Consider the following 17,640-nt stretch of genomic DNA (forward strand, 5'->3'; position numbering starts at 1 on the left):
ATGGCGCGTCCGCCCAATACGTGACCATCCCTCTTGGTAAGTAACGGTACCCAGCCTTGGCAGTGCAGGAAATCATGGGCAATAATGTTGCCCGCTGTACTTTTTTCACTACTCCGGACCACGCCCATGACCTCACCCCGTCTTCGCCGTTCCCTCGGCTCCCTGCTGATCGCAGCGGCCTGCGCCTCGCTTGCCCATGCCGCCGATACCAAGGCCACCACCGCAGTTGTCGCCACGCAAACGCAAGCCAAACACGCCATCACGCATGAAGACGTGTGGCTGATGAAACGGGTGGGCGCGCCCGTCGCTAGCCCCGATGGAAAGTGGGCCGTGTTTTCCGTGGTCGACAGCGCCTACGATAGCAAGGAGCAATGGTCGGACCTGTGGATCAAGTCCCTTGGCGACGACAGCCCCGCGCGGCGCCTGACGTATTCCAAAAGTGGCGAAAGCGCCGTGGCCTGGTCGCCGGACAGCCGCCAGCTGGTCTTCGTTGCCAAGCGCGACGGCGATGAAGCGGGCCAGATTTACCGCCTCGACGTGGCAGCCGGCGGCGAAGCGCAACGGTTGACGAGCTTGACCATGGGCGCGCGCATGCCGAAATGGAGTCCGGATGGCAAGCAATTGCTGTTCATCAGCGACATCTATCCAGGCAACAAGACGGAAGCCGACGTCAAGCAAAGCGCGAAAGAGCGCAAGGAGCGCAAAGTCAGCGCCCGCTCCTATGAAACGACGGCGCCCCGCTATTTCGACAAGTGGCTGACCGACAAACAGGTGCGCCTGTTCGTCGTTGATGCGCAAGCGGACGCCAAGCCGCGCGACATCCTGTCGGGCACGCAACTGGTTGCCTTGCCGGGCTTTGGCGGCGGCCAGGGCGACGAGGGACAATCCTTGGACGCCGTCTGGACGCCGGACGGTAAGGCCGTCGTCTTCAACGCGGCCACCAACCGCGACGCGGCCCAGCGCGAAGCCGTCGTCTCGCAACTGTATCTGCTGCCCGTGGCCGGTGGCGAAGCGCAGCGCCTGACGCAAGGCAAGCACAGCTATGGCAGCCTGAAATTCGCGGCCGACGGCAAGGCCCTGTTCGCCCTGAGCGACGCGGAAACGCCAGGCAAGGTGTATGACGTGAAGCGCCTGGCCAGTTTCGCCTGGCCGATGAGCAACCCTGCCCCGACCATCCTTACAGCCAAGCTGGACCGTTCAATCTCCCGCTTCGTGCTGCCCGAAGGCGGCAAGCGCGTCATCTTCAGCTATGAACATGCGGGCCTGGAAAAGCTGTATTCGATCGACGCCAAAGGCGGCGAGGTGCGCGAGGAGCCATCCTTGCCGACGGGTACCATCAATTCGCTGAGCAGCGGCGGCAAGGCCTTGGTCGGCGTGTGGGAGTCGTCCATCAACCCGCCGGAAATCTACGCCTTCAACGGCAAGCAGCCGAAGCGCCTGACGGCCTTCAACACGGACAAGGCCGATAAAATCGACTGGCAGGCGCCCGAGCATTTCTGGTTCACAACGGCCGACGGCCGCCAGATCCATAACATGCTCGTCAAGCCGGCCAACTTCGATCCGAACAAGAAATACCCGCTGTTTACCGTCATCCATGGCGGCGCGGCCAGCATGTGGCGCGACCAGTTCGTGCTGCGCTGGAACTATCATTTGCTGGCCAAGCCAGGCTATGTCGTGCTGCTGACCGACTACAAGGGTTCCACCGGCTATGGCGAGGAATTTTCGCGCTCCATCCAGTTCGATCCATTGAAGGGTCCGGGCGATGAAGTCAACCAGGGCGTCGATGAAGCCATCAAGAAATATCCCTTCATTGATGGCACGAAACTGGCCGCCGGCGGTGCCAGCTATGGCGGCCACCTGGCCAATTGGCTGCAAGCGACCACCACGCGCTACAAGGCCATCGTCTCGCACGCGGGCGAAATGGACTTGATCATGCAATGGGGTACCAGCGACGGCGGTTTCGGCCGTGAAACCAATGCAGGCGGCCCCGTCTGGTCGAACCTGCCCGTGTGGCGCGAGCAAAGCCCCATCATGCAAGCGGGCAACCACGAAAAAGGCACGGGTTTCACGACGCCGATCCTGATCACCGTGGGCGAGCTCGACTACCGCGTGCCGGCCAACAATGCCTTGATGAATTTTGCCGTGCAACAGCGTCTGAACGTGCCGGCGAAACTGCTCGTGTTCCCGGACGAAAACCACTGGATCTTGAAGGGCGAGAACAGTCGCTTCTTCTATAGCGAAGTAGAGGGCTGGCTGGCCAAGTACTTGAAATAATCGCGCCGCACGCTACTTGAAAAGCCAGGCTCCGCACGCGCGGGCCTGGCTTTTTTCATGCGGGCTGGGCGGCGGCCGCGGCCGCCTTCTGCCGCTGGATGGCCAGCACCATCAGCGCGGCCACCAGACAGGCGGCGCCGGCCGCGAACAGGGCCGGGTTGTAGGTCAGCATCAGGGTGCGGATGCGGCCCGCACCATAGGCGGCCACGGCGGCGCCCAGCTGGTGGCCGGCGAAGATCCAGCCGAACACCATGCCCGCCCGCTCCCGGCCGAACGTGGCGCCCACCAGTTTCACGGTCGGCGGCACGGTGGCGATCCAGTCGAGGCCGTAGAACATGGCGAACAGGGACAGGCCGTACAGGGTGAATTCCGAATACGGCAGCCAGAACAGGGACAAGCCACGCAAGCCGTAGTACCAGAACAGCAGTTTGCGGTTGTCATAGCGGTCCGACAGCCAGCCGGACAGGATCGTGCCGAACAGGTCGAACGCACCCATCATGGCCAGCACGGACGCGGCAGGTACGGCGGACAGGCCCGAGTCGCCGCACAGGGAAATAAAGTGGGTCTGGATCAAGCCATTCGTGCTGAGGCCGCAGATGAAGAAGGTGCCGAACAATATCCAGAAAGTGCGGTTCGTCGCCACGCTGCGCAAAATCACGAACGGCGTGGAAAACGTCATTTTTGCGGCCGGCGCCACCACCAGTGGCGTGGCCGGGTCGGCGCCGTACGGACGCAAGGCCACGTCCTGCGGACGGTTGCGCATGCACAGGAAAGCCAGCACGGCGACGATGGCGCAGGCGGCAAACACGGGCATGACGGCCGTGCGCCAGCCGTAGTGCTCGATCAGCCAGGCGCCCACGGGCAGGAACAGCAACTGGCCCGTAGCCGAACTGGCCGTCAGCACGCCCACCACCAGGCCCCGGTGCGTCTCGAACCAGCGGTTCGCCACCACGGCGCTCAAGACCAGCGCCGTCATGCCCGAGCCGAGACCCAGCAGAATGCCCCACAGGGCCACCAGGTGCCAGAACTGCGTCATGCGCGTGGCCAGCAGCATGCCCGCTGCGATCAGGCCCAGGGCCACGCAGATGACATTGCGCAAGCCGAAGCGTTCCATCAGGATGGCGGCAAACGGCCCCATCAAACCGAACAGCACGAAGCGCACGGCCAGGGCCGAGGAAATCTGCTCGGCATCCCAGCCGAATTCGCGACTCAAGGGCTGCATCAGCGCACCCGGCAAGCCCAGCGCGGCGGACGAGGTCAAGGCCGTGAGGAAAGTGATGGCGACGATGACCCAGGCAAAGTGCACGCCGCGCCGCTCCAGCCATTGCGAAAAGGGATAGGAAAGCATGCAGTCCTCATGAGAAAGAGTGAAGAGAAAGAGTGGATGCCGATCAGCGCCAGCCGATTGGATTTTTCTCATGTTATATTATGATCGTAATTTATACAATCAAAAAAAACTGGAGCCACACTGCCGCGTGCGGCTCCAGTCCTCGTTTTGAGGCCTGTGCGGAATGGGCTTATTTCACCTTCAAGCCATTCTTCACATCCGTCACGCCTTCCACGCCACGGGCCAGGTCAGCGGCTTTCTGCACTTGCGCCTGGGATGGCACGAAGCCGCTGAGCATGACGACGCCGTTCACCGTTTCCACATGCACGTCGAGCGCTTTCAAGTCGTTGTCCTTGACGAGGTCGGCCTTGATCTTGGTGGTGATGACGGAGTCGGCCACGGCCGTCTTGGTGCTGCCTGCCGCGTTGCGCGTCACGCAGGCGGCCTTGGCCGTCGCATCCATGGCGTCGCAGTTTTCCTTCGTCGTGGCGGGTGGATTTTGCGCCACGTTGGTGCCATCCCTGGCGCCCGTATTCGCGTCGGCCAGCGCCGCCGTTTTCGCTGCCTTGGCATCGTTCATGCACGTGGTTTTCTCGGCCCCCGTGCGGTCGCCGCATTTGGCCTTGGCCAGGTCATACTCGGCATTGGCGACGTCCTTGCGGGCCTTGCCCAGTTCGCGCGGCGTGTTGCGGTATTGCGCCACGGCATCCGAGTCGGCCTTGGCGCGCGCCACCTTGGCTTCTTCCACGCAGACTTTTTTCGCGTTGCCGCTCTGGGCGTCGCAGGCGGCCTTGGCCTGCTTGTAGTCGGCCGTTGCCTTGTCCGTCAAACTCTTGTACGAGGCATCCTGCGCATACGCTGGCGTGGCGGCAAGCAGGGCGCTGGCACTGGCGGCCAGCATGAGTGCGATCATTTTGTTCATGATGGTTCCTCTCTGGTTAGTTGATGCCCAGATTAGACCCCTGCCGGAAGCAAAGCTCCGTGCGACAGCACACGCTGACACTCCATTCACATAAAAATCAGCCTTTATTTGTCGCCGCTCAAGCCCTTTCGCCACAATACTTGCGCCTGTTCAAATATTGAAGCGGACCCATCAAATACACCCGCGCCATCGGCCAGCGCCAGCCAGCCTTGCGTGGCGTGGGAACCGCCTGCACCGCCGCCCGCAACCTCGCCGCTGACCCGTACGCCGCGCATCCAGGACAGCACATCCTGGTACTGCCCCGGGTGGCGGCCATGCATCCAGGCCAGGGCCACCAGGTCCGCATACCCTTCTTCGCGGCGCGTCTCGCGCAACTCCTGCGCCAGCGGTGTCAACTTGCCCATCTGAATGCTACGCGGCTCGACAAAGCCGCGTGGCAAGGCATGCCAGTCGCCCTGCGCATAGCGCTGGCAGTGGCCGATCTCATGCGCCGTCATCGCTTCCATCATCAGGCCGTGGCGCGCGGCCGGCACGCCCTGCAAGACACTGTCCGCCTGCGCATTGCCGCGCAAGGACAGCACCAGCTTGCAACGCCCTGCCTCGTAACCCAGCGCCAGCGGCACGGCGCCGGGCGCATCCTGCGGCTGCACGATGATATCGATGGGCAAGCCTTGCGCACGCGCAAACGCGATGACGGGTTGGCCCGCCTGCAGCCAGCGGGTTTCCAGATCGGTAAGCTGGGCGGCTGCCACGGCAGGCAAGGCAAGGGACACGCACAACAGCGAGAATAGTTTCAACATGGGATCAACAGGAAAAAGGGGGATTTACCACTGCAGAGTAAGCGGTGAAAATATTTCCACAAGGAAAAACTGGCAACTATTCATAAATAAAGACGAAAAAAAACCGGCGCAGTGCGCCGGCTTTCCAAGCTGACAATAGTCAAGCTCAGGCTTATTTCTTCGCCGCCTTGTCCAGCGCACGCGCCGTGACGAATTCCGGGCGGATATCGTTGGGCACGGCCTTCATCTTGTCGAGCGCCACTTGCACTTCGGGACGGATCACCACGTACTTGGTCATCAGGTCTTTCGCGCGCGCATAGTCGCCCGTCGCCTCGATGGTCAAGAACTCACGGTCCAGGTCGATCACGGCTTGCTTGATCTTGGCAAAATCGACGCCGAACTTGCCATCGCCCAGCGACACAAAACCGCCCTTGTCGAGGATGTAATTCATCTGGATGGCCATGCCGCGCGCGTGCGAATCCGTCAGGCCGAAATGCAGGGTGCGAAAGCCCGAGGCGAGGAAGGTGTTGTACAGCTTGCGCTCGGCCACGTCGCCCTGGCCCAAGGTGTCCTTGAGTTGCCCCTTGTCCATCATGTAGCGCAGCGCAAACAGGCCCGTGATATCGGCCTTGGCTTCCTCAATGGTCGAATACGCTTCCTTCAAGTCCTGGCGCGGCGTCGATGGCTTGCCGTCAACGGTGGTGGCGTGCGGGCCCAGGCCGTGCATGATTTCATGCGCGAGGATGTGCGTGAAGAAGGAATTGAAATCGACGTCCTGCTGCGCTTCGGGCGTCAGCACCAATTTCGAGATCGGCGTCAGGGTGGCCTTGAACTTGGCTTCCTGCACGTTTTTCAACATGACGCGCTTGGAGCCGCGCGCGCTGATGATGCGCTCGTCGTTCGGCAAATTGTAGGCGGCCGTCTGCACGGCCATATTGCCGTCGCCGGCGCCATACACCTGGTTGACCACCACCATCGGCGCCAGCGCGCCCACTTTCGGGTTGCGGTACTGGGCGTCGAGCGGCAGGTTGTCTTCCAGTTCCTGCATGTGCTTGGCGAAGAAGTTCAGCTTCTGCGTTTCCGCCTGGTCGCGGATGTTCACGTAGGCCTCGAACGCGGCCTTGTAGCCAAACAGCTCGTCGTTATACGTCTCGTACGGGCCGATGGTGATGTCGACGGGCGAATCGAGGTCCATCCAGGCGAAGTCGGACGGCAGGTAATCGTTGTCGAGGAAGGCCTTGGCGCGCAGGGTGAGAAATTTCTTCAGGGAAGCGTTGTCCGTGGCGGCGGCCGCCTCGTCGAGCAGCTTGGCCAGTTGCTTGAGTTCCACCTTGTATTCGTCCGAATACTTGACGGTCTGGTACTTGCCGTCCTTGCCAGCGCGAATCGTCGTGAAGAACCATTGCGCCTGCTGCTTGTCCTCTGGCGACAAACCATTCATCCACGTTTCCAGGCTGGCCTTGGTGGCGCCCTGCGGATAGAAATTGCCCGCTTCCGGCTTGTGCGCGGGAATGGCGATGCCGGCATAGCTGGCCGGCATGAACGAGGCGTGGGCGTCGAGGATCGACCATGGTCCCTTGTTGATCCAGAAATAATTCAGGCGGGCCTGTCCCAGCTTTGACCTGTCCTTCTTCAGTGCCGCCCACAGCGCTTCATTGCCGGACCAGCGCTGGCGCAGTTGCAGCACGTCGACCAGCTTGGCCGCCTCGACCAGCTTGGCGATGGCCTGGCGGTCGCCCGCGGACAGGTGCGTGACATCGGCCGTCAGCGCGACGGGTGCGTAGCGGGCGCTCATGGCCGCCAGTTGTTGCGCGGTGGCCGGGGCTGCCGGCGTTGCGGCGCAGGCGCTGCCGACGGCGGCAGCCATCAGCAGGGGAATCAGGAGTTTTTTCATGGAGGTCTCGGTTGGATTTTTCTCGGAAAAAAAGCGGATGGCGCGGATGGCGCGCTACCGCTTTCTTGCTCAGCCTGCGATTGTCCCACCTGCCCCATGGCATGGCAAGCCGCTTACCAGACCTTGTACACCTGCCCCGTCTGCGCCCCCTCCACGCTGCGGCTGTAGGCCAGCGCCACGCGGCTTGCGGCGGCCGGTTCGAAGCCGTAGAAGAAGGGTCCATACGCTTCCAGCGATTCTTCCAGCACCGTGGGGCTGACGGCATTGATGCGCACGCCGCGCGCCAGTTCGATGGCGGCCCCCCTTACAAAACCTTCCACGGCCGCATTCGTCATGCTGGCGGCCGCACCGAAGCGGATAGGCTGCTCGGCCACGATGCCGCTGGTCAAGGTAATCGAACCGCCGTCGTTCAGGTATTCCTGCGCCACCAGCGCCACGTTGACCTGGCCCATCAGCTTGCTGTCCAGGCCCAGCTGGAACTGTTCAGGCGTGAATTCGGCCAGCGGGCCGAAGTGCAGCTTGCCGGCCGTGACGACGACGGCGTCGACCTTGCCAATGCGCTTGAACAGGGCGCGCACTTGCGCGATGTCGCCCATGTCGGCCTGGTGCGTGCCCGTGCGGCTGCCCACTTCGATGATTTCATGGCGTTGCGCCAGTTGTGCGGTGACGGCCTTGCCGATGGTGCCGCTGGCGCCGATGATGACGATTTTCATGCTGCTTCCTTGTGTGGGTTGAACGATGCAGCCAGTATGCGCCGCTTCCAAAAAGGAATAAATGCGCTAGAATTTACAAGATTACTAATCTGTAGTTTTCAATCAGGTGCCCATGGATAAATTGCGCAGCATGGAAATCTTTGTGTCCGTCGTCGACCAGGGCAGTTTCACGGCGGCCGCCGACACCTTCCGCATCTCTCCCGTGATGGTGGGCAAGCACATCAAGCAGCTGGAAGAGCGGCTGGGTGCGCGCCTGCTGGCGCGTACGACACGCCGGCAAAGTCTGACGGAAATCGGCCGGCAATACGTGGACCAGTGCCGCCAGATCCTGGCGCAGATCGCGGCGGCCGAAACGGGCGCGGAAGCGATGCGCGCCACGCCGCGCGGCAAGCTGAAAATCACGGTGCCCGTGTCCTTCGGCAGCGAATGCATCGCGCCGCTGATGGCCGACTATCTGACGGCCTACACGGACGTGAGCCTGGAACTCAATTTGAATGACAGGATGGTGGACCTGGTGGAGGAAGGCTTCGATGCGGCCATCCGCATCGGCAAGCTGGAAGATTCCGGCATGGTGGCGCGGCCCTTGCGTCCCTATGCGATGGTGATCTGCGCCTCGCCCGCCTACCTGGCAAAGCACGGCACGCCGCGCACGCCGGACGACCTGGCGCGGCACGAATGCGTGGATTTCATGCAGTGGTCGCGCCACATGCGCTGGCGTCTGAGCGGCAAGGAAGCGCGCCACGATGGCGCTGCGGCCGAAAGCCGCTTCCGCTCGAACAATGGGCAGGCGCTGCGCATGGCGGCCCTGCACGGCTTCGGCATCGTCATGCAGGCGGAGATTTTGCTGGCCGACGATATCGCGGCGGGGAGGCTGGTGCCGCTGCTGGCCGACTACGTGCCGGCGCCGCGCCTGATGCATGTGCTGTATCCGCGCGACCGCCAGCCCACGCCGAAGCTGACGACCTTCATCGATTTTCTGCTGGAACGCTACGGGCCGGCGGCGACACCGCCACCGGCCGCGCTCACGTAATCGTCGTGCCTAGTTCACCTTCGAGGCTGGCGCGGAAGCCAGCTTGGCCAGTTCGCCGTCCGGCTGCCAGCCGGCACCTAAAGAGCGGGCCACGGCCACGGTCGCCAGCAGGCGCTGGGTCTTGATCTGCGCGGCGGCGCGGTCCGCTGCCAGCGAACTGCGCTGCGCATCGGTGACGTCCAGGTAGGTCGAGATACCGCGCTCGTAGCGCGTGCGCGCCACCAGGTAGGCGCGCGCCGCCGCTTCCTGCGACAGGGCCTGGGCGTCGCCCTGCAACTGGCGCTGCTCCACGTCGGACAGCGCATCTTCCACTTCGCGCAAGGCCGTCAAGAGCTTCGTTTCATGGTTCGCCACGGCTTCCGCATAGCGCGCCTTGGACAGGTCAAGATTGGCCTGGTTGCGGCCACCGTCGAAGATCGGCAGGGACAGGGCCAGCGGACCAAAGCTGAACTGGCGCGAACCGCCCTGCGCCAGGTCGCGCAGCTTTTCCGACGCGTAGCCGAAATTGCCCGTCAATTGCAGCGACGGATAAAACGCGCCTTCGGCCACGCCCACTTGCGCGTTAGCCGCGCGCAGGCCCGCCACGCTGGAAACGAGGTCCGGGCGGTGCGCCAGCAGGCTGGCGGGCAAGCCGACAGGGACGACCGGCGGCAGCGGCAAGATGGACGGATCGGCGGCCACCGGCAATTGCAGCGCCGACGGCGGCTTGCCCGTCAGGGTAGCCAGGCTGTTTTCCAGCTGGTTGCGCTGGCGCTTGACTTCGTGCAAGTCGGCCTGCGCGTTCGACAGCTCGACTTTCGCGCGCGCCAGGTCCAGCTCATTCGTCAAGCCCGCATTGAAGCGCGCTTCGACCAGCTGCGCCGACTCGCGGCGCGTGTCCAGCGCGCCATTCAGGATGGCTATTTCCGCGTCCAGGCCGCGCAGCTGCCAGTAATTGCTGGCCACTTGCGACGACAGCATCAGCAGCACGCCGTCGCGGTCGGCCTGCGCCGCCAAGGCTTGCGAGTCGGCCGCTTCGACCATGCGTTTTACACGGCCCAGCAAGTCGACTTCATACGACAGCGATCCGCCGATCGAAAAATTATTGCCGCTGATGGAGCGGTTGCCCAGGGCCAGGCCCTGCGACGTGTTGGCCGAGGTGCGCGAGTTCGAGATCCCCGTGCTGACGTTCACGCTCGGGCCCTGGTTGGCGCGCGCCGTGCCGCTTTGCGCCAGCGCCTGCAGCAAGCGCTCGCCGGCCGCTTTCACGCTGGGGTTGTCCTGCAGCGCGCTTTGCTCGAGGCGGTTCAGGGTGGCGTCGCCGTAGATGCTCCACCACTCCTTGGGCAGCTGTGCGGCATCCGCCGCGGCCGCGCCATGGCGGAAGGTGTCGGCGCCGGCGACATTGCCCGGCGCGGTAAAATCCTGGCCCACGGTGCCGCAGGCGGACAGCGCCACGGCAAGGGAAGCGGCCAGCGCGATTTTCGTCAATACTGTTTGCATGATGTGTACCTTCTTGTTCTTGAGGTGCTGCACGTGCGGGCTGCGCGCGGTCAATGACCGCCGCCACCGCCACCGGGAGCTTTGAGTTTGTCGGCCAGCCACAGGGGCACGATGCAGGCCAGCAGGATGGCGCCGATCAGGAAGAAGCCATCGTTGTAAGCCATCACATACGCTTCGCGGCGCACGATGCCGTCGATCGCCTGCAAGGCCTGGTTGCCGGCCGTGACGGCGTCATAGCCCTTGGCCATGAACGAGGACGTCAGCTGGTCGATGCGCAGCTGCGTGGCGCTGGAATACGCATTGATCGCTTCACCCAGGCGCTGCGAGTGGAAGTGCTCGCGGGTGCTCAGGGCCGTGGCCAGCAGGGCGATGCCGATCGAGCCGCCCAGGTTGCGCGTCATGTTGAACAGGCTCGATGCGGACGGCATATCCTTCGGCGCGATGCCCTTCATGGCGAAGTTCGACAGGGTCAGCATGACGAAGGGCTGGCCCAGCGCGCGCACCACCTGCGACCACAGCAGCTGGTCGTAGCCGGTGGACGCGTCCATGTAGGCATTCATCATGCACGAGCCGCCAAACAGCAAGAGGCCGAACGAGCACAGGATGCGGTTGTCCACCACCGACGACAGCTTGGCGACAAACGGCATGATGAACAGCTGCGGCAAGCCTACCCACATGATGACTTCACCGATCTGCATCGGCGAGTAGCCGGCGATCTGGCCCAGGAACAGGGGCAGCAAAAAGGCCGAACCATACAGGCCCATGCCCGTCACGGCCGACAGCACGGTGGCGACGAGAAAATTGCGCTGGCCGTACAGGCCCAGGTTGACGAACGGTTCGGCACGCGTGGCGCTGGTGACGACCCAGCCCAGGATGCCCACCAGGGCCAGCGAGGCGAAGGCGATGATGAAACCGGAGTCGAACCAGTCCTTCGAGTTGCCCTCTTCCAGGAAGATGGTCAGGCAGCCGAGGCCCAGGGCCATGAAGAAGATGCCCAGCCAGTCGGCTTTCCAGAACATCTCGAGCTTCATCGGCTCCTTGTCCAGGCCATAGATCATGCCGGCGATCAGCAGCACGCCCGGCACCCAGTTGATGTAGAAGATCGAGGGCCAGCCATACAGCTCGCTCAGATACCCGCCCAGGGTCGGGCCCATGGCTGGCGCCAGGGTGGCCGTCAGGCCGAAAATCGCCATGCCGACGGCGCGCTTCGACGGCGGCAGCTTGAGCATCACCAGGGTGAACGCCATCGGGATCAGGGCGCCGCCCGTGAACCCCTGCAGCATGCGGAAGACGATCATGCTTTCCAGGTTCCAGGCCGTGCCGCACAGGGTGGAGAACAGCAGGAAGAAAGCGGTGGTGCCGATCATGTAGGTGCGCAGACCGAACACGCGCGCCAGCAGCGCGGTGAGGGGAATGACGATAATTTCCGCCACCAGGTAGGCCGTGGAAATCCACGAGCCCTCTTCCTGGGTGGCCGACAGCGAACCAAGGATATCCTTGAGCGAGGAGTTGGTGATCTGGATGTCGAGCACCGCCATGAAGGCGCCCAGCATGCCGGCGGCGACCGCCAGCCAGGTGCGCCCGGAGACTTTCTCGTCGATCACGGGAAACGCTGGCGGCTTCGCCAGCGTGGTGGAGGGGCTGCTCATGGAAGCTTAGCGCGTGGTGGACTGGGCGGCGGGGGCGGCGGCGTGGCGCGGTGCCTTGTCCGACTCGGGCTGATTCACTTCCACTTCGGCGATCACCGACATGCCCGGCACCAGGCGGCCATTCATGGCCTTGATGTCTTCCGGCTGGAAGACGATTTTCACCGGCACGCGCTGGACGATCTTGGTGAAGTTGCCGGTCGCGTTATCGGCTGGCAGCAGGGCGAATTGCGCGCCCGAAGCTGGCGCGAAGCTGTCCACGGTGCCCACCAGTTTCTTGCCCGGCATGGCGTCGATGGTCACGTGCACGCTCTGGCCGCGGTGCAGGTCGGCCAATTGGGTTTCCTTGAAGTTGGCGGTGACCCAGACGTTGTCTTGCACGATGGCCGTCAATTGCTGGCCAGGCTGCACGCGCATGCCCGTTTCCACATTGCGCTTGCCGATGCGGCCGGCGACAGGGGCCAGGATGCGGTTGTATTGCAGCTGCTGTTCCGCGTCCTTCAATTGCACGCGCAATACAGCCACTTGCGCCTTGGCGACGTCGCGCGCAGCTTGCGCCGCACCGATCTGCGCCTTGGCGGCCGAAGCGCTGTCGCGGCGGGCGGCCAGGTCGGCCACGGCGCTCGAGCGGGCAGCATTGGCCGCGTCGAGTTCCGCTTTCGACACGGCTTTCATCTGGCTCGTGTACAGCTGGCCATAACGGTCCGCATCCTGTTTTGCGCGCAGCAGCTGCGCATCGGCTTGCGCCACTTGCGCCTGGGCGCCACTGGCTTGCGCCTGCACTTGCGCGATCTGCGCGTCCGCTTGCAGCACTTGCTGCTCGGCGCTGGCGATCTGCGCGGCGATCTGCTCGGTTTTCACGCGCTGGTCGAACGGGTCGAGTTCGGCGATCACGTCGCCCTCTTTCACCATTTGATTGTCGTCGATGAAGACCTTCGTGACGACGCCGGAAATGCGCGCCGAAACGGGATGCACATGGCCAGCCACATAGGCATTTTCCGTTTCCACGAAATAGTGGCTGCGGTACCACATGCGCGCGCCGGCGCCCAAGGCGACCAGGACGATCAGGCCGGCGATGATTTTCACACGGTTGTTAGGGGGTGCGGAGCTGGCGGAAGCGGCGGGCGCGGAAGGGGCGGCCGGGGCCGCGGGTGGGACGGCGCTCAGCACTTTGTGCTCTGCTTGGCCTGGCTGGTTGAACATACTCGCTCCGGAAATGAAATGATATAGGTTCATTATTGGGCAAAGAAAAGCCAAAGTCAAGAAATGAAACGATTGCATTTCATTTTAATTTGCACTACAGTGTGAGCCATCACTTACCTTCCAACTTGTAAAGAGACCCAGACCATGTCCGATCCCGGCCTCAGCGATACCTTGCCTACCGATAAAGAATCCGACGACGACGCCCAGGAGCTTTCCTGCTGCGGCAAGCCAGCCGGCCGCCCGCGCGCTGCCGACATGGAAGCGCGCATGGACAACCTGCTGCACACGGCCGGCTGCCTGTTTCTGGAAAAAGGGTATGGAAAGGTCAGCCTGGAAATGATCGCCCGCGAAGCCCATGTGGCCGTGCGCACGATTTATGTGAAGTTTGGCGGCAAGTCGGGCTTGTTCAATGCCGTGGTGGAACTGCGCCGCGCCGCCTATTTCTCGACCATGCCGGCGCTGGAAACGGATATGCGCCCCCTGCCCACCATCCTGGGCGAGTTCGGCCTGCTGTTCGTGCAGCTCGTCACCATGCCGGCGGCCATCCGCCTCAATCGCATGGTGGTGGCCGAGGCGGCCACGCACCCGGAACTGGCGGAAACGTTTTACAAGGTGGGACCGGGACAGACGCGCGAGATGCTGACGAGGTTTTTCAGCCGCCCCGATATCGCGCCCCTGTTTCGCGCGGAACTGGCGCCGGCCATGCTGTCGCTGCACCTGCTCAATTGCCTGCTGGGCGACCAGATGTCGCGCCTGCTGTTTCCGCCGCCGGCGCAACCGGACGTGGCGCAATTGCGCGCCAAGGTGGCCGTCAGTCTCGACCTGTTCCTGCACGGCACCCTGCGCCAGCCGCTGGCGGACTGACGCGCAGGTCAGCCGGGGCGGCTGCAGTCTTCCGGCAGCGCCGCTTTGGCATGTTCATCGCTCAAGCCCAGTGCGCGCAGGAAGGGCTGGGCCGCCGACGCGCCATCGACACTGAGTGAAGACTCACTTGCATCGTAGCGGTCCGGGCCATAGCGCATCAGGTCGAACGAGGTTTCAAAGCGTTGCGCCAGGAAATACGTGCGGAAGTAGTCGAAGGAAAACGCCACCTGGCCATCGGCCCGCAGCAGCAAGCCATGCGCATACAACGGCGCCAGCCAATCCCCTGCCGCCATGCTCCAGCCCTTCACGCCGCAATAGTCGCTGGCAAAACGTTCCAGCTCCGCCTCGTTGAGGAAGACGCTCTTGGCTTCGAACATCACGAACGCCAGCTCGATCAGGAATTCGCGCGCATCGGCAGCCTCGCCAGCATCCACGCGCTGCCGCGTGCCCGCCTTGCCCAGCAAGCCATCGAGATAAGCGCGTTCACCTGCCAGCTGCGGCAGCAGGGTGGCAAACACATACTCGGCATCCATCTGCCCCGTTTCCTGGCCATTCGGCGTGTACAGCACCGACAGGGCGAAGTTCTTGCTCACGTCATCGAACTCGCGCAGAGACACCGTCCACTGCGTGCCCGCCCTGCCGCCATCGGCCGCGGCCTCGCCCGTGCCGAACTCGAGCACGGAAAACGCCGCCATCTGGCCATTCGCACCGTACAGGCTGCCGGGATTGCTCTTGAACAGGATACCCAGCGACTTCATCAGTGAACTGGCATCGCCCGTATGCTGGTGGCCATGGAACACGGCGTGGATATTCTTGTAGTGCGCGCGCTGCTCGGCACTGGCGTGCTCGTCGGCGGAGAAAAAGCTGAAGCCGGCATTGCCCAGCGCCGCAGCCGCGACACCCTGCGCGCGGCTGCCCGGCACCAGGTAGAAACGCGCGCCGGGCAAGCTGGCCGCCTGCAGCAAGGGGCGCAGGAAGTATTCGTAGACGTATACGGGCGTCGTGCCGGCACAGGCGTCGGGCGCCACCAGCTGCCCCGTGAAGAAAATCGCATCGATCCGCTTGCCCGCCGCCAGGATAGCGGCCACGTCCTGGTACAAGGCATGCAGCATCACGGCTTGCTCTTGCTCATCGGCCCGGCGCAAGCGGACATCGGAAATATGAAGGGCGGTAAATTTTTTCATCGTTGCAAAGCTCTCTCAGTACAGCGGAATTTGACCGTATCCCACGCTGGCAACATTCCTGGAAAAATCACACGCTTCCGTCGAAGCAAAAGAAAAACATGGTTACAGACCTCCATTCTGCCACTTTTTCCGCACGGCAATACTCACCAATTTTCACAAGACACCGCTGCACCACGTTTTACCATGCCGCAGGTCAAGGGAAATAAAAAAACCGAGAACGTATCCCGGTTTTTCATACTGAAAGTTAACTCTTTATCAGTGCTTGCGCGGCGACGGCAAGTCCGTGCACACGCCTTCGTACACTTCGGCGCGCTTTTGCCAAACTGCCGATCGATTCGCCCAGCGTTGGATGCGGGTGGATGATCTTGCCGATGTCGGTGCCGTCGCAGCCCATTTCGATGACCAGCGCGATCTCGCCGCTTCATCGTTCACCTGTCGCCCGCGTGCGTGCCGGCGATGGTTGGATAGTAAAAAACCCCGCAATCGCTTGCGGGGTTTTTAGTGTTACGACACAGCGCTACAACATCAGCGCTTGCGCGGCGGCGGCAAGTCCGTGCACACGCCTTCGTACACTTCGGCGGCCATACCGATCGATTCGCCCAGGGTCGGGTGCGGATGGATGGTCTTGCCGATGTCAGTGCCGTCGCAGCCCATTTCGATGGCCAGCGCGATTTCACCAATCATGTCGCCCGCATGCGTGCCGACGATGGTGCCGCCGATGATGCGGTGCGTTTCAGCGTCGAACAGCAGCTTGGTGAAGCCTTCGGCGCGGCCGTTGGCCACGGCGCGGCCCGAGGCTGCCCAAGGGAAGTGGCCCTTCTCGACCTTGATGCCCTTGGCTTTCGCTTCGTCTTCCGTGATGCCGGCCCATGCCACTTCCGGATCCGTGTAGGCGACCGATGGAATCACCTTGACGTCGAAGTGCGACTTCTGGCCGGAAGCCGCTTCCGCTGCCACGTGGGCTTCATGTACGGCCTTGTGCGCCAGCATCGGCTGGCCGACCAAATCGCCGATGGCGAAGATGTTCGGCACGTTGGTGCGCATCTGACTGTCGACGTTGATGAAACCGCGATCCGTCACTTGCACGCCCGCCTTGTCGGCGGCCAGCTTCTTGCCGTTCGGGCTGCGGCCCACGGCCACCAGCACCAGGTCGTAGACTTGCGGCGCCGGTGCCGTGGCACCTGCTTCGGCAGCTTCAAACGTGACCTTGATGCCTTCCGGCAGAGCCTCGACGGCTACCGTCTTGGTCTTGGTCATGATGTTGTCGAAGCGCTTCTCGTTGAACTTCTGCCACACCTTGACGGCGTCGCGGTCCGCGCCCTGCATCAGGCCATCCATCATTTCGACCACGTCGATGCGCGCGCCGAACGTGGAATACACGGTCGCCATTTCCAGGCCGATGATGCCGCCGCCGATGACCAGCATGCGTTTCGGGACCTGGCGCAATTCCAGCGCGCCCGTCGAATCGACGATGCGCGGGTCTTCCGGCACGAATGGCAGTTTCACCACGGACGAACCGGCCGCGATGATGGCTTGCTTGAACTGCACGACTTTTTTGGAGCCGTCGCCTGCCGTCACTTCGATGTGGTTCGCGGACAGGAACTGGCCCACGCCCGTCACCACTTGCGTCTTGCGCGCCTTGGCCATGCCGGCCAGACCGCCCGTCATGTTCGAGATCACGCCTTCCTTGTACTTGCGTACCTGGTCGATGTCGATGGTCGGCTTGGCAAACGTCACGCCCGTGTTGGACATGTGCGCCGTTTCATCGATGACGGAGGCGACGTGCAGCAGCGCTTTCGACGGGATGCAGCCCACGTTCAGGCACACGCCGCCCAGGGTCGCGTAGCGCTCGACGATGACCGTCGACATGCCCAGGTCGGCCGCGCGGAACGCCGCCGAGTAGCCGCCAGGACCGCCGCCCAATACCATCATGTCGACATCGATGTCGACCTGGCCGCTGTAATTGCCGGCCGGGATGGCGGCAACGGCCGCAGCTGGCGCCGCCGCCGCAGGAGCCGGAGCTGCTGCTGGTGCGGGAGCGGCCGCTGGTGCGGCTGCAGGAGCGGCGGCGCCGTCAAGCGCTTCCACCACCAGCAGCGCGCTGCCTTCGGCGATCTTGTCGCCGACCTTGACTTTCAATTCCTTGACGACGCCCGCGTGGGTCGATGGAATCTCCATGCTGGCCTTGTCCGATTCGACGGTGATCAACGACTGGTCCACCTTGATGGTGTCGCCGACCTTGACCATCAGTTCGATGACTTCGACTTCCTTGAAGTCGCCGATATTCGGTACTTTTACCTCTACTGTGCTCATCAATCGCTC

14 protein-coding genes are annotated in these 17,640 nt (G+C 63.1%); 4 read left to right on the forward strand and 10 right to left on the reverse strand.

Annotated features, from left to right (window positions below):
* The first annotated feature begins 126 nt into the window (after positions 1–126).
* Positions 127–2,274, forward strand: coding sequence for an alpha/beta hydrolase family protein (locus tag ASN89_RS17255; RefSeq protein ID WP_058050133.1), 2,148 nt, complete (start codon positions 127–129; stop codon positions 2,272–2,274).
* A 55-nt stretch (positions 2,275–2,329) separates the two neighbouring features.
* On the opposite strand, the gene ASN89_RS17260 is transcribed toward ASN89_RS17255, so the two are convergent.
* From ASN89_RS17260 to ASN89_RS17280, 5 genes are all read right to left on the reverse strand, one after another.
* Positions 2,330–3,622 carry an MFS transporter gene (locus ASN89_RS17260; RefSeq protein WP_058050134.1) on the reverse strand — a complete coding sequence of 431 codons (1,293 nt, stop codon included), beginning with the start codon at positions 3,620–3,622 and terminating at the stop codon, positions 2,330–2,332.
* Between the two features lie 169 nt (positions 3,623–3,791).
* The gene (locus ASN89_RS17265) at positions 3,792–4,523 is read right to left on the reverse strand and encodes a BON domain-containing protein (protein ID WP_058050135.1); all 732 of its coding nucleotides are present in this window, start codon (positions 4,521–4,523) and stop codon (positions 3,792–3,794) included.
* Between the two features lie 104 nt (positions 4,524–4,627).
* A complete protein-coding gene (locus ASN89_RS17270; protein ID WP_058050136.1) occupies positions 4,628–5,323 on the reverse strand; it encodes a hypothetical protein in 696 nt (231 codons plus the stop codon).
* A gap of 151 nt (positions 5,324–5,474) precedes the next feature.
* Positions 5,475–7,196 carry a dipeptidyl-peptidase 3 family protein gene (locus ASN89_RS17275; RefSeq protein ID WP_058050137.1) on the reverse strand — a complete coding sequence of 574 codons (1,722 nt, stop codon included), beginning with the start codon at positions 7,194–7,196 and terminating at the stop codon, positions 5,475–5,477.
* A gap of 113 nt (positions 7,197–7,309) precedes the next feature.
* Complete coding sequence (locus ASN89_RS17280) at positions 7,310–7,909, reverse strand: short chain dehydrogenase (RefSeq protein ID WP_046686015.1); 600 nt, start codon at positions 7,907–7,909, stop codon at positions 7,310–7,312.
* A 112-nt stretch (positions 7,910–8,021) separates the two neighbouring features.
* Between ASN89_RS17280 and ASN89_RS17285 the strand changes: the two genes are divergently transcribed.
* The gene (locus tag ASN89_RS17285) at positions 8,022–8,939 is read left to right on the forward strand and encodes a LysR family transcriptional regulator (RefSeq protein ID WP_058050138.1); all 918 of its coding nucleotides are present in this window, start codon (positions 8,022–8,024) and stop codon (positions 8,937–8,939) included.
* 9 nt (positions 8,940–8,948) lie between these two features.
* Here ASN89_RS17285 and ASN89_RS17290 read toward each other — a convergent pair whose 3' ends face one another.
* Genes ASN89_RS17290 through ASN89_RS17300 form a run of 3 tightly spaced genes read right to left on the reverse strand, consistent with a single transcriptional unit; the run spans position 8,949 to position 13,270 of the window.
* On the reverse strand, positions 8,949–10,421 hold the full coding sequence (locus ASN89_RS17290) for an efflux transporter outer membrane subunit (RefSeq protein ID WP_058050168.1): 1,473 nt from the start codon (positions 10,419–10,421) through the stop codon (positions 8,949–8,951).
* A 50-nt stretch (positions 10,422–10,471) separates the two neighbouring features.
* The gene (locus ASN89_RS17295; RefSeq protein WP_058050139.1) at positions 10,472–12,070 is read right to left on the reverse strand and encodes a DHA2 family efflux MFS transporter permease subunit; all 1,599 of its coding nucleotides are present in this window, start codon (positions 12,068–12,070) and stop codon (positions 10,472–10,474) included.
* Between the two features lie 6 nt (positions 12,071–12,076).
* Entirely contained in the window at positions 12,077–13,270 is a 1,194-nt protein-coding gene (locus ASN89_RS17300) for an HlyD family secretion protein (protein WP_058050140.1), read from the reverse strand.
* A 144-nt stretch (positions 13,271–13,414) separates the two neighbouring features.
* Here ASN89_RS17300 and ASN89_RS17305 point away from each other — a divergent pair, with 144 nt between their 5' ends.
* The gene (locus ASN89_RS17305; protein ID WP_046686018.1) at positions 13,415–14,134 is read left to right on the forward strand and encodes a TetR/AcrR family transcriptional regulator; all 720 of its coding nucleotides are present in this window, start codon (positions 13,415–13,417) and stop codon (positions 14,132–14,134) included.
* 8 nt (positions 14,135–14,142) lie between these two features.
* On the opposite strand, the gene ASN89_RS17310 is transcribed toward ASN89_RS17305, so the two are convergent.
* Entirely contained in the window at positions 14,143–15,318 is a 1,176-nt protein-coding gene (locus tag ASN89_RS17310; RefSeq protein WP_058050141.1) for a hypothetical protein, read from the reverse strand.
* Between ASN89_RS17310 and ASN89_RS28710 the strand changes: the two genes are divergently transcribed.
* Complete coding sequence (locus ASN89_RS28710; protein ID WP_152988594.1) at positions 15,238–15,681, forward strand: hypothetical protein; 444 nt, start codon at positions 15,238–15,240, stop codon at positions 15,679–15,681. The genes ASN89_RS17310 and ASN89_RS28710 overlap by 81 nt on opposite strands.
* 162 nt (positions 15,682–15,843) lie before the next feature.
* Here ASN89_RS28710 and lpdA read toward each other — a convergent pair whose 3' ends face one another.
* Positions 15,844–17,631, reverse strand: coding sequence for a dihydrolipoyl dehydrogenase (lpdA, locus tag ASN89_RS17315; RefSeq protein WP_058050142.1), 1,788 nt, complete (start codon positions 17,629–17,631; stop codon positions 15,844–15,846).
* Positions 17,632–17,640: the final 9 nt, after the last annotated feature.

The sequence above is a fragment of the Janthinobacterium sp. Ant5-2-1 genome, assembly GCF_001445815.1.
Taxonomy (GTDB): domain Bacteria; phylum Pseudomonadota; class Gammaproteobacteria; order Burkholderiales; family Burkholderiaceae_D; genus Janthinobacterium; species Janthinobacterium lividum_E.